This is a genomic window from Bacillus sp. TCT6 (assembly GCF_056033845.1).
Window position 1 is genome coordinate 970,362 of record NZ_JBVYHX010000001.1, and the last position, 12,120, is coordinate 982,481.

Sequence of the window (12,120 nt, forward strand, 5' to 3'; positions counted from 1 at the left end):
AACATTTAACTTTAGCGGAAGAAAAAGAAAATAGCAATGTAAAAAAACAGGAGGGGTCACCTCCTGCTTTCAAATCACAATTCTTTTATCATTACGACGTGCGGGATATTTGCTTCCATAAATACATCAGAACTCGTTACATATCCAAGTTTTTTATAGAAATCTTCAGCATGTGTTTGAGCATGAAGTTTCAATTTTGGTAGCGAATTTTCCTTTGCATACGCTTCAAGCGCATCCATAACAATTTTTCCGATGCCTTTTTTTCGATGGGAACCTAGCACGCAAATGCGTTCCACTTTTCCTATACCATCAAGGGTGCGAAAACGTCCAGCACCAACTGGAACATCATTGTCATATATAACAACGTGTGTTGAAGTTTCTTCAAACTCATCGTACTCTTCTTCAGCAGAGACACGTTGTTCATTTACAAACACTTGTTTACGTACAGAGAATGCATCTCTTAGTTGTTCGTCCGTTTGTACAATCTGTGCGTGCAAATTAGTTGTTCCCCTTTCCAAGATGGAATGTTTCGTGTACAGTCCATGTTCCATTTTCTAATTGATATAGAAGATGGAAACGATCAATTGGTTGTTCATAATAGAAATCTTTCATACGTAATCGCCCCAATACATCAGCATGCTCTGCATCTGATAAGCCTTGTCCGATTGTTAAGTGAGGTACGAAAGCATATTCGCGTTCTTGCGTGAATAACCCGCCATGCATTTCTTCATTTAAGAAAGTAAGTTCAGGTGTTTTTTCTACTTTAAAATAAAGGACGTTATTAACAGGTGCGAATGAACCGACTTTCCCAACATGAAGGGTGAAAGGGTTCGTTTTACCTGCGATTGTATGTAGCTCGTTTACAATCGATTCTAATTGTTCATCTTGCGTCTCAAAGGGTGTTTTCAATGTAATATGTGGCGGAACTAATGCGTAGTGTGGGTCATAACGCTTACGCAATCCGTTCGCTTTATCTTGAATCATTTTAGATGGAAAAATTACAATGCCTAATTTCATGTTCCAATTCCTCCCTTTGTAAGTCTAGTTAGATTTTGAGATAAATAGATCTCTTTGTCTATTATATCAAATTATTCTGAATACTGCTCTCTATTATTTCATTGATAGAATATGAGAGAAGGCTTTTGGTAAATCAGTTTGCCAATATTTCCAAGTATGATTACCTTCAAACTCTTCGTAATGCGTAATGAAATTTCTATCTGTAAGAAGTGTATTTAACTCACGGTTCGGTTCTACGAAATCAGATACTTGTCCATCAGTACGCTTTACAGCCGTTTCTTCTGTGCCGATGACGTGATACAGTTCTAATGCTTGTGGATCTTTGAAGTCTTTTGCTAAGTTCATTACTGTCTCATCCACAAATGGTGATTGCATAACGACTTTACCGAATGTATGCGGATACATAAGTGCAGTCATAAAGGAAACTGTTCCGCCAAGAGAATCACCAATTAAAACACGACCTTTTCCCATTTGGTACGTTGGATAATTTTCATCAATATATGGTGCAAGTTCATGAGCAAGGAAACGTATATATGCAGCATTTTTTACTTCATTTGGGAAATATTTTTCTTTACGATCATGTACATTTTTATATGGAATACCGACAATAATTGTACGGTCAATTTCTTCAGTTTCACGAAGGCGCTCAATTACACGATGCGCTTTACCGAGCTGAAAATAATCTCTACCATCTTGTGCAATTACAACTGTATGTTTGTGCAGTGGTGTGTAATTTACTGGTAAATAAACGAGAAGTGTAACGTCTTCTTGAAGTGATGCGCTATAAAATGAAATTTCTTCAATTCTCCCTATTGTTTGACTCATGTAGATCCCCCTAAATAAAAATTTACTGTAACGATTGTAAGAGCGACGCTTGTAGTGAAAAAGGAAATAAATATTCACTAATTGGTGCCTTAATTTCTATTTTACCATAATGGTACGAAGAATCTAAAAAATTAGTATTTAAGTCACGAAAGAAAACGGATATAATGAAGTGGGATTTTTGACAGGTGAGAGGGGAGACAGGATTTGAAACAAGAAAAGTCAATCGCACTACCATTAGCTATTTCTATAATTGCCATTTCTTTTGCAGCAGTTTTTGTAAAGATGTCCTCAGCACCATCTTCTATTTTAAGTATGTACCGCTTATGGATTATCGTACTTATTATGCTGCCTATCGTATGGAAAAAACGGGAAGAGTTTAGTAAGATTCAAATAAAAGATTGGGGATTTTTAATTGGATCTGGTTTCTTTTTAGCACTTCATTTTCTATTATGGTTTGAATCTTTAAAGCATACGACAGTTGCGAGTTCGACGATTATTTTAGCGCTTCAACCAATCGTATCTTTAATTGGAGGTTTTTTCTTATTTAAAGAAAGAACAACATACTCAGCTATTGCAACGATGGGAATTGCGATATTAGGCGTAATGTGTATTGGTTGGGGAGATTTAGGGCTAAGTGAACAAGCAATTTATGGAGATATATTATCCTTTTTAAGTGTAATAGCGGTTGTCGGTTATTTATTTATCGGGCAAACGACAGTAAAGAAAGTATCACACTGGATTTACAGCTTTACAGTTTTTGCATTCGCAGGTATTTTTATGGGAATTTATAATATAGTATTGCAAGTGCCTTTTACAGGTTATACGAAGTGGGATTGGACCGTTTTTCTTTTACTTGCGGTTGTGCCGACAGTGTCACATGTAATTAATAACTGGCTATTAAATTATGTAAATGCAACAACAATTTCAATGAGTATTTTAGGAGAACCTGTTGGAGCATCTATACTTGCGTTCTTCTTACTTGGAGAAAAATTAAATGCAATGCAAATTATCGGTAGCATGCTCGTATTGTTTGGTGTATCTGTTTTCTTACTACAGCAACAAAAACGAACAGCAAAAAATGTAGTAAACGAGCCGGCGTATACACAGGAATTATAATGTTAGAGGAGAAAAGAGAAGTTGTGATACTTCTCTTTTTGTTTTATATAAATACGGGTGTGGAAGGGGGAAGGAAATGGAATTCCCATCAAAAAAAGATGTATGGCTATATCCGATTTTTTTCGTTGTCATTGGAGCGTGTTTTGCTCCCCTATTTGCAGGTAGAGAATATTTTCTTTTATTTTTTACAATTTCATTAGCGATATTATTTATTTGGAGTTGGTTTTCGACAAAATACATCGTCGGAGAAGAAACAATTACAATTAGATCAGGTTTCGTTAAAAAGCGCATATTTATACGAGATATAAAACAAGTTTTAAATACAAAAAATCCAATAGCAGCCCATGCATTGTCATTTGATCGACTTGAAATTGTTTATGGTGCACATCAAACAGAAATTATTTCTCCTAAAGATAAAGAGCAATTCATCAATCTTGTTAAAAGTAAAAATCCACACATTGAAATAAAGTAAAAGAGTGGCTTCGTAGCCACTCTTTTACTTTGGATTTGTCATATAAGGTTGTACGTGAATGATACATAGGTCACGGAACTTTCCTTCAGCAGTTGTGACAATTACGACTGCTCTACCTGCACTTTTTCCAGTAATCGTTACCGTGTCCCCCTTTGGATACAGTGTGATAACATCAGCATTCATATTCGTCCAAAGAAGTTCTTTATTTGTTGCCTGCATTGGCAAAACGGAAGCTGATAACTCAGTGCTTTGGCCAGTTCTTACTTTTAACTTATTTTTTTCCATATGAACACCGATGACTGAAATAACAGAAGGAGCAATTGTAATTTTAGGTGGATTAGGTTGTATGTTCAAACAAGACGCAGAAGTATTGGTGATAGGTGAAAATTTTCGTGTTTGTTGTTGCTGGAAAGCTGCTAACATATTGGAGTCCCCTTTCTGTATAAGTGCTGATAGTAATACTATAAAGGAGTAGTGTTACGTTTAATTTAACGAAACATAAAGAAATTGTTAAATTCGAGCAGAAGATCGTCGAACTTTGATATAAAGAAAGCTCTGCTGATACGATAACAGCAGAGCCTTCCCTTTATAGATTATGACTATGTTGTTTTTCGAAATTCTCAAATTGCTCTTCAACTTCTTTTGAAGGTTGTGTTAGTAAACTAACAATTACGATAGCTAGTAAACTAATAGCGAAACCTGGAATCATTTCATATAAGAAATCTTTTAAGAATTTGAATTGAGTCCATATAATAACAGTAGCGGCACCAGAAACCATACCAGCAAGCGCGCCCCATTTCGTCATACGTTTCCAATATAAGCTTAATAAAATAGCAGGTCCGAATGAAGAACCGAACCCAGCCCAAGCATATCCAACAAGAGCTAAAATCGTATCATTTTGTTTAAGTGCTAATGCACATCCAATTAAAGCAATAACAAGAACAGCCATACGACCGACAAATACAAGTTCTTTATCAGAAGCATCACGCTTAAAGAATGTTCTATATAAGTCTTCTGTTACTGCACTCGAAGTAACGAGAAGTTGAGAAGAAATTGTACTCATAATAGCTGCTAAAATAGCTGCTAATAAAAATCCAGTAATAAGTGGATGGAATAAAATAGTGCCAAGTTCAACGAAAATCGTTTCTGGATCAGAAAGTTTTAAACCTGCTTTTGAATAGTATGCAATACCGATAAGGCCAGTAAACATAGCTCCAGCAACAGAGAAAATCATCCAGCTCATACCAATACGTCGTGCACTTTTAATTTCTTTTACAGAAGAAATCGCCATAAAGCGTACAATAATATGTGGTTGTCCAACATAACCAAGGCCCCATGCGAATAATGAAATAATTCCTAATACAGAAGTACCTTTAAAAATATCTAATAATGCCGGATCGATAGATTTAATTGTTTCAAAGGCTGGACCAAGTCCATTTACGTGCATAATTGTTACGACTGGAACAAGAATAAGAGCGACTACCATAATGATTCCTTGCACGAAGTCTGTCCAACTTACAGCTAAAAATCCACCAAATAATGTGTAAGCTACGACAACTCCACCAACGATAAGAAGACCAACATGGTAATTGAGTCCAAATGAATTTTCGAATAATACAGCACCAGAGACAAATCCTGAAGCTACATAAAACGTGAAAAATATCATAATAACAAGTCCAGATACTAAACGTAGCATATGGGATTTGTCGTGGAAACGGTGTTCCAAAAATTCTGGGATAGTAATAGAGTTATTTGCAATTTCAGAGTAGGTACGTAAGCGAGGAGCGACATAAAGCCAGTTTGCATATGCGCCTAATGTTAGGCCAATCGCAATCCAGCTACTACTTAATCCAACGCTAAACATTGCACCGGGTAAGCCCATTAAAAGCCAACCACTCATATCAGCTGCTCCAGCACTTAATGCTGTTACTGCGGGGCCTAGTGTACGCCCGCCAAGCATATAATCTGTTAAGTTGGATGTTTGCTTATAAGCGAAATAGCCGATAATTAGCATCCCGAGCATGTAAATAGAGATAGAAGTTAAAATTAACATCTGCGTACTCATGTAGTTCCCCTTTCTTTTGTCATGTCTTTTGATGCGTTATGCATATTTATCCCGCATGAACGGGCAGTAAAACTCCCACCTTAAAATTGGATGGGCAAGGAAGTTAGGTGGGAGATCAACTGCCCGTAAATGCCCGATTAGTTCAACTAATAATAAGTGGGGGATGAACAAAACCCCCACTTATTAAAGTTTCACTTTATAATCTATCATGATTATTCTGAAAAATCCATATAGAAATATGAATTTTCAGAAATGTAAGCGTTTTTTGATGTGATTTTACTTTTTTAATATATAATATTCATACAAAAAACCTTATTTTTAATAGAGTATTTATTATATTTACATAAAAAGAGGTTGTTTTGTCAATATAATATTGAAAGGAAAGAAAAATAAAATTTTTAAAAAAGTATTGACTTGTGAAAAAAGTCAGGTCTATAATGAGTGCAACTTAAAAAAATGCAAGCGTTGATGAAGAAGAGTACACATGATGAACATGTCAGAGAGCTGATGGTTGGTGCGAATCAGTATGGAATTGATGTGGAATGGGCTTCGGAGCTTCCAAACCGAAACGAAAGAAGTAGGCTTTGGCGACATGATCTCATCGATACAAGAGACACGTATTGTTTTTGATACGGTAAAGTGCGTTACATTTGTAACGAATTAAGGTGGCACCACGGGAGTACCCGTCCTTTCTATAGGATGAGTACTCCCTTTTTGTGTATAAAAAATTAAATAAATGAAATCGTCTAAGTAAGAAGAGTACGTATATTGGAGACGTTACAGAGAGCCGGGAATAGGTGGGAGCCCGGTACGGTGCCATATACGGAATGGGCTTACGAGAGGTATGCTGAACAATTATTTTCAGTAGGCAACCCGGGTTCCGCCGTTACAAGGATAAGGTATAAATTTTGTACCTGAACAAAGCGGGATGCTTTTGCATCCAACACGAGGTGGTACCGCGGTATATTTATCGTCCTCTACATATTTTCGATATGTAGGGGACTTTTTTATTTTTCAGAGTGAGGTGAAGGACATGATGACGAAAGAAGAATTTATAAAACAAAAAAGAGAGAGAAAGACATTTTTAGTAATCACTGAAGAAGAAGGAGATAGCATTACGCCAATTTCTTTATATAGACGTATGAAAGGGAAGAAGAAATTTTTATTAGAAAGTTCACAGCTTCATCAAGATAAAGGGCGTTATTCTTACTTAGGATGTAATCCTTATGGAGAGGTGACAAGCGTTGGTACGGAAGTAGAAAGAATGATATATGGGCAAACAGAAAAGTTAAAAGGTAACGTACTACAAGTGTTAGAAGAAGTAATCGCATCATCACAAGTAGATAGCCCATTTCCATTTTGCGGAGGAGCAGTTGGTTATATTGGATATGATGTCATTCGGCAGTATGAAAACATTGGAGCGGATTTACACGACCCATTAAATATTCCGGAAGTACACCTTTTACTATATCGTGAGTTTATCGTTTACGATCATTTACGCCAAAAGTTGTCGTTTGTATATGTATGCAGGGAAGATGATTCAGCAGATTATGAGGAAGTATACGAAAGGCTACGAGTATACAAAGAGGAAGTGCTACAAGGAGAAGAAGCTGAAGTAAATGCAATACAATCCACATTATCATTCACTTCTTCTATAACGGAAAAAGAGTTTTGTGAGATGGTAGAAATGGCGAAAGAACATATAAGAGCTGGGGACATATTCCAAGTCGTACTGTCACAGCGTTTGCAAAGTGAATGTATTGGTGATCCATTCGCGTTATACCGAAAACTTCGAATTGCAAATCCATCACCATATATGTTCTATATCGATTTTCAAGATTATGTTGTACTCGGTTCTTCACCGGAAAGTTTGCTATCAGTAAGGGAGAATAAAGTGATGACGAATCCAATTGCTGGTACGAGGCCGAGGGGGAAAACGAAGAGGGAAGATGAGGAAATCGAAAAAGAACTGTTGGAAGATGAGAAAGAACGAGCGGAGCATATGATGCTTGTAGATCTTGGGCGAAATGATATTGGCAGAGTGAGTGAAATTGGATCCGTGACGATAGATAAATATATGAAAGTAGAAAAATATTCTCACGTTATGCACATTGTATCTGAAGTTTACGGAACATTGCGAAAACAAACGAGCGGATTTGATGCGTTAGCGTATTGCTTACCGGCAGGGACAGTTTCTGGAGCTCCGAAAATTAGAGCGATGGAAATTATAAATGAGCTAGAGAATGAAAAAAGAAACGTATACGCCGGAGCAGTTGGATACGTTAGTTTTTCAGGGAATCTTGATATGGCACTTGCCATTCGAACGATGGTCGTAAAGGATGAAAAAGCATACGTTCAGGCCGGAGCAGGAGTCGTTTACGATTCAGATCCAGTAGCTGAATATGAAGAAACATTAAATAAAGCGAGAGCGCTATTGGAGGTAATGAAATGATTGTACTAATTGATAATTATGATTCATTTACTTATAACTTGTATCAACTGTTAGGTGAATACGAAGAAGATATTGTAGTCGTAAGAAATGATCAAATAACGATAGAACAGCTAGAAGAGATGAATCCAACAGGAATTGTGCTTTCACCAGGACCAGGAAAACCAGAGGATGCTGGTATTTGTATCGAAGTGATTCGTCATTTTTATAAGAACGTTCCCATATTAGGGATTTGTCTTGGCCACCAAGCGATCATAGCCGCATTTGGAGGAGACATTGTTAGAGCAGAACGTATTAAACACGGAAAAACATCGCGTGTGAAACATAACGGAACGTCAATCTTTTCATACGTTACACAGCCGCTGACGGCGATGCGCTATCATTCCCTTGTTGCAGAGCAAACGAGCTTGCCAGATTGTTTTGACATATTAGCGACAGCGATGGACGACGGAGAAATAATGGCAGTCCGTCACAATTATTATCCGCTCTTCGGATTACAGTTTCATCCGGAATCAATCGCAACAGAAGAAGGCGGAAAGTTAATACGTGCCTTTTTAACAGAAGTAAAAGAGGAGGAAAGAGTATGAATAACTATCTTCGTAAATTAGTGGAGGGTCAACATTTAACAGAAGAGGAAATGTATAAAGCAGGACTACTTTTATTAAGTGAAAACATATTAGAAAGTGAAATTGCAGCTTTCTTAGTCTTACTGAAAGCGAAAGGTGAAACTGCAGAAGAAATATACGGTCTCGTTCGAGCTCTTCGCGAAAAGGCATTGCCGTTTTCGAACCATATACAAGGAGCAATGGACAATTGCGGGACGGGTGGTGACGGTGCTCAAACGTTTAATATTAGCACAACATCAGCATTCGTACTGGCAGGAGCAGGTGTAAAGGTTGCAAAACATGGTAATCGTGCCGTTTCTAGTAAAACAGGAAGTGCAGACTTATTAGAAGAACTAGGTGTAAATATTAGTAGTACGCCAAACGAGATTGATTATTTACTAGAGCATGTGGGCATTGCCTTCTTATTTGCACCAGCAATGCATCCAGCACTAAGGCGCATTATGAAAATAAGAAAAGAGTTAAACGTGCCGACAATCTTTAATTTAATTGGTCCTTTAACAAATCCAGTGAATTTAGAAACACAATTTGTCGGTATTTATAAACGAGATATGTTATTACCAGTTGCACAAGTATTACAAAAGTTAGGCCGGAAACAAGCGCTTGTCGTAAATGGAAGTGGTTTTTTAGATGAAGCGTCATTACAAGGGGAAAATCAAGTAGTCCTTTTAAAAGATAATGAAATAGTAGAAATGAATATTGATCCAGAAAATTATGGTTTTTCAAGAGTGAAAAATGAAGAAATTAGAGGGGGGAATTCACAAGAAAATGCAAAGATTACAGTCGGCGTATTGAGTGGAGAAAAGAGTGTTTACCGCGATACAGTGTTATTAAATGCAGGTCTAGCCCTTTTTGCAAATGGAAAAACAGAAACGATTGAAGAAGGAATTAAACTAGCAACACATAGCATTGACTCTGGAAAAGCATTAACCAAATTAAACTTATTAATTGCAGCAAGCAACGAAAAATTAGAAAGGGTGAACTAAAGTGGGGACGATTTTAGATAAAATTGTAGAACAGAAGAAAAAGGAAGTTGCGGAGTTATATGAAACGTATACACCAGTCAAAACAAAAAGAAAGACACATTCACTTGTAGAAGCGTTACAGCAGTTTACTGTCATTGCAGAAGTAAAGCGAGCATCACCATCAAAAGGAGATATCAATTTACACGTTGACGTACGAAAACAAGTGGGAACATATGAAGACTGCGGGGCAGGAGCAGTATCTGTTTTAACAGATGGTCAATTTTTTAAAGGATCGTTTCACGATTTACAAACAGCAAGAGAAGAAAGTAACATTCCGCTTTTATGTAAAGATTTCATAATCGATAAGATTCAAATCGATAGAGCGTATGAAACGGGAGCAGATATTATTTTACTAATCGTAGCAGCGTTAACGAAAGAAAAGTTAAAAGAGTTGTATAGCTACGTGTTAGAAAAAGGATTGGAAGCGATTGTTGAAGTTCATGATGAACAGGAATTAGAAACTGCGATCCAACTAAATCCACATGTTATTGGCATTAATAATCGTAATTTAAAAACGTTCGAAGTAGATTTAAGCCAAACTGAAAAGTTAGGAAAACGATTGAATGAGGAGAAATTACTTTGGATTAGTGAAAGTGGCATTCATTCAAAAGAAGATATTACCCGCGTTAAAAGAGCTGGAGCAAAAGGTGTATTAGTTGGAGAGGCACTTATGACATCATCTTCTATTAGTAGCTTTTTTGAAGATTGTAAGGTGAATATATGAAAGTGAAAATTTGTGGTATTACTGATGTTGAAACAGCAAAATGTGCTTGCGAATACGGAGCAGATGCAATCGGATTTGTTTTTGCAGAAAGTAAGCGGAAAATTACTCTGGGGCTAGCGAAAGAAATTATTGGGGAGCTTCCAGCACACGTATTAAAAATCGGGGTTTTCGTAAATGAATCAGTTGAAGTGATTCAGAAGATTGCAGATGAGTGCGGGTTAACGCATGTGCAACTACATGGGGATGAAGAGAATCATCAAATTAGAAGATTGAATATTCCGTCTATAAAATCGCTAGGAGTAACTTCAGAGAGTGATATGAAAAGCGCTCAAGCATATGAAACGGATTATATATTGTTTGATAGCCCGAAAGAAAAGTTTCATGGAGGAAATGGAAAGACATTTTCATGGGAATTACTTGAGCATATGCCAAAAGAGTTGCGAAAGAAAACGATATTAGCTGGTGGATTAAACATCCTTAACATAGAAGAAGCAATTCGAACTGTTCGGCCATATATGGTCGATGTAAGTAGCGGAGTAGAGACAGAAGGAAAGAAAGATCTAAAGAAAATAAAACAATTTATTATAAAATCGAAGGAGTGTTCCAAATGAACTACGCATATCCAGATGAAAAAGGTCACTACGGTATATACGGAGGACGATACGTTCCAGAAACGTTAATGCAATCTGTATTAGAACTAGAAGAAGCATATAAAGAAGCGATGCAAGATGAAGCGTTTCAAAAGGAATTAAATCATTATTTAAAAACGTACGTTGGAAGGGAAACACCGCTTTATTTCGCTGAAAATATGACGAAGTATTGCGGTGGTGCAAAGATTTATTTAAAACGTGAAGATTTGAACCATACAGGAGCTCATAAAATTAACAATACAATCGGTCAGGCACTACTTGCAGTACGAATGGGCAAGAAAAAAGTTGTCGCTGAAACAGGAGCAGGACAACACGGAGTGGCAACTGCTACTGTATGTGCCCTACTCGGATTAGAATGCGTCATCTTTATGGGAGAGGAAGATGTGAGACGTCAAAAATTAAATGTGTTCCGAATGGAATTACTCGGAGCGAAAGTAGAAAGTGTAGCGGCAGGTAGCGGCACATTAAAAGATGCAGTGAACGAGGCGCTTCGCTACTGGGTTTCACACGTGCACGATACACACTACATTATGGGATCCGTTCTCGGGCCACATCCATTCCCGCAAATTGTCCGTGATTTCCAAAGTGTAATTGGAAATGAAACGAAAAAACAATATGAGGCGTTAGAAGGAAAGTTACCAGAAGCAGTCGTTGCTTGTATTGGCGGTGGTAGTAATGCGATGGGCATGTTTTATCCGTTCGTACACGATGAAGAGGTCGCTCTTTACGGCGTAGAAGCAGCAGGGAAAGGCGTTCATACAGAAAAGCATGCAGCAACTTTAACGAAAGGAAGCGTCGGTGTTTTACACGGATCAATGATGTATCTTCTGCAAAACGAAGAAGGGCAAATTCAAGAAGCGCACTCTATTTCAGCAGGACTCGATTATCCAGGTGTTGGTCCAGAACATAGCTTGCTAAAAGATATTGGCCGCGTTTCTTATCATTCAATTACTGATGATGAAGCGTTAGAAGCATTTCAATTATTAACGAAAAAAGAAGGAATTATTCCGGCTTTAGAAAGCTCACATGCTGTCGCATATGCATTAAAATTAGCGCCGCAAATGAAGAAAGACGAAGGACTTGTCATTTGCTTATCAGGCCGCGGTGATAAAGATGTAGAGAGTATAAAACGTTATATGGAAGAGGTGTGAAAA

Annotated in this window: 13 protein-coding genes and 2 other annotated features; of the genes, 8 read left to right on the top strand and 5 right to left on the bottom strand. The window is 37.3% G+C overall.

What is annotated here, in order from left to right; genetic code table 11:
* Positions 1–74 precede the first annotated feature (74 nt).
* The 3 genes from AC0ONG_RS04875 to AC0ONG_RS04885 form a co-directional block, all read right to left on the bottom strand.
* Entirely contained in the window at positions 75–497 is a 423-nt protein-coding gene (locus tag AC0ONG_RS04875; RefSeq protein ID WP_000543309.1) for a GNAT family N-acetyltransferase, read from the bottom strand.
* Between the two features lies 1 nt (position 498).
* Entirely contained in the window at positions 499–1,017 is a 519-nt protein-coding gene (locus AC0ONG_RS04880) for a YjcG family protein (protein WP_000765871.1), read from the bottom strand.
* A gap of 93 nt (positions 1,018–1,110) precedes the next feature.
* The gene (locus tag AC0ONG_RS04885) at positions 1,111–1,842 is read right to left on the bottom strand and encodes an alpha/beta hydrolase (protein ID WP_000084010.1); all 732 of its coding nucleotides are present in this window, start codon (positions 1,840–1,842) and stop codon (positions 1,111–1,113) included.
* A 204-nt stretch (positions 1,843–2,046) separates the two neighbouring features.
* On the opposite strand from AC0ONG_RS04885, the gene AC0ONG_RS04890 reads away from it, so the two are divergent.
* Together AC0ONG_RS04890 and AC0ONG_RS04895 are read left to right on the top strand one after the other, a co-directional pair.
* Positions 2,047–2,958 (top strand): DMT family transporter, encoded by a 912-nt coding sequence (locus AC0ONG_RS04890; RefSeq protein ID WP_136996594.1) that lies wholly within the window; start codon positions 2,047–2,049, stop codon positions 2,956–2,958.
* A gap of 76 nt (positions 2,959–3,034) precedes the next feature.
* Positions 3,035–3,430, top strand: coding sequence for a PH domain-containing protein (locus tag AC0ONG_RS04895; protein WP_000395656.1), 396 nt, complete (start codon positions 3,035–3,037; stop codon positions 3,428–3,430).
* Between the two features lie 24 nt (positions 3,431–3,454).
* Here the strand turns inward: AC0ONG_RS04895 and AC0ONG_RS04900 are convergent, their stop codons facing one another.
* Together AC0ONG_RS04900 and putP are read right to left on the bottom strand one after the other, a co-directional pair.
* Positions 3,455–3,853, bottom strand: coding sequence for an Ig-like domain-containing protein (locus tag AC0ONG_RS04900; protein WP_000878727.1), 399 nt, complete (start codon positions 3,851–3,853; stop codon positions 3,455–3,457).
* A 163-nt stretch (positions 3,854–4,016) separates the two neighbouring features.
* Positions 4,017–5,495 (bottom strand): sodium/proline symporter PutP, encoded by a 1,479-nt coding sequence (gene putP, locus AC0ONG_RS04905; protein WP_000107191.1) that lies wholly within the window; start codon positions 5,493–5,495, stop codon positions 4,017–4,019.
* Positions 5,496–5,951: 456 nt separating this feature from the next.
* Positions 5,952–6,189 (top strand) — a binding site (T-box leader).
* Between the two features lie 42 nt (positions 6,190–6,231).
* Positions 6,232–6,476 (top strand) — a binding site (T-box leader).
* A 52-nt stretch (positions 6,477–6,528) separates the two neighbouring features.
* On the opposite strand from putP, the gene trpE reads away from it, so the two are divergent.
* The 6 genes from trpE to trpB are packed head-to-tail and all read left to right on the top strand — an operon-like array spanning position 6,529 to position 12,117.
* Positions 6,529–7,947: an anthranilate synthase component I gene (trpE, locus tag AC0ONG_RS04910; protein ID WP_002083083.1), complete on the top strand. Its 1,419-nt coding sequence runs from the start codon at positions 6,529–6,531 to the stop codon at positions 7,945–7,947.
* Positions 7,944–8,531 carry an aminodeoxychorismate/anthranilate synthase component II gene (locus AC0ONG_RS04915; protein WP_000636336.1) on the top strand — a complete coding sequence of 196 codons (588 nt, stop codon included), beginning with the start codon at positions 7,944–7,946 and terminating at the stop codon, positions 8,529–8,531. Before trpE ends, AC0ONG_RS04915 begins: the two co-directional genes overlap by 4 nt.
* The gene (gene trpD, locus AC0ONG_RS04920) at positions 8,528–9,553 is read left to right on the top strand and encodes an anthranilate phosphoribosyltransferase (RefSeq protein WP_001067363.1); all 1,026 of its coding nucleotides are present in this window, start codon (positions 8,528–8,530) and stop codon (positions 9,551–9,553) included. The genes AC0ONG_RS04915 and trpD overlap by 4 nt, the downstream gene beginning before the upstream one ends.
* 1 nt (position 9,554) lies before the next feature.
* On the top strand, positions 9,555–10,316 hold the full coding sequence (trpC, locus tag AC0ONG_RS04925) for an indole-3-glycerol phosphate synthase TrpC (RefSeq protein ID WP_000536711.1): 762 nt from the start codon (positions 9,555–9,557) through the stop codon (positions 10,314–10,316).
* Positions 10,313–10,927 carry a phosphoribosylanthranilate isomerase gene (locus AC0ONG_RS04930; RefSeq protein ID WP_000865127.1) on the top strand — a complete coding sequence of 205 codons (615 nt, stop codon included), beginning with the start codon at positions 10,313–10,315 and terminating at the stop codon, positions 10,925–10,927. The genes trpC and AC0ONG_RS04930 overlap by 4 nt, the downstream gene beginning before the upstream one ends.
* Entirely contained in the window at positions 10,924–12,117 is a 1,194-nt protein-coding gene (gene trpB / locus AC0ONG_RS04935; protein WP_001105026.1) for a tryptophan synthase subunit beta, read from the top strand. The genes AC0ONG_RS04930 and trpB overlap by 4 nt, the downstream gene beginning before the upstream one ends.
* Positions 12,118–12,120: the final 3 nt, after the last annotated feature.

Bases quoted from the DNA above. Each gene is read 5' to 3' on its own strand.
- AC0ONG_RS04915 (WP_000636336.1), top strand. From the start codon at position 7,944: ATGATTGTACTAATTGATAATTATGATTCATTTACTTATAACTTGTAT.
- AC0ONG_RS04885 (WP_000084010.1), bottom strand. From the start codon at position 1,842: ATGAGTCAAACAATAGGGAGAATTGAAGAAATTTCATTTTATAGCGCA.
- trpB (WP_001105026.1), top strand. From the start codon at position 10,924: ATGAACTACGCATATCCAGATGAAAAAGGTCACTACGGTATATACGGA.
- AC0ONG_RS04880 (WP_000765871.1), bottom strand. From the start codon at position 1,017: ATGAAATTAGGCATTGTAATTTTTCCATCTAAAATGATTCAAGATAAA.
- AC0ONG_RS04930 (WP_000865127.1), top strand. From the start codon at position 10,313: ATGAAAGTGAAAATTTGTGGTATTACTGATGTTGAAACAGCAAAATGT.
- trpD (WP_001067363.1), top strand. From the start codon at position 8,528: ATGAATAACTATCTTCGTAAATTAGTGGAGGGTCAACATTTAACAGAA.
- AC0ONG_RS04900 (WP_000878727.1), bottom strand. From the start codon at position 3,853: ATGTTAGCAGCTTTCCAGCAACAACAAACACGAAAATTTTCACCTATC.
- trpE (WP_002083083.1), top strand. From the start codon at position 6,529: ATGATGACGAAAGAAGAATTTATAAAACAAAAAAGAGAGAGAAAGACA.
- putP (WP_000107191.1), bottom strand. From the start codon at position 5,495: ATGAGTACGCAGATGTTAATTTTAACTTCTATCTCTATTTACATGCTC.
- AC0ONG_RS04895 (WP_000395656.1), top strand. From the start codon at position 3,035: ATGGAATTCCCATCAAAAAAAGATGTATGGCTATATCCGATTTTTTTC.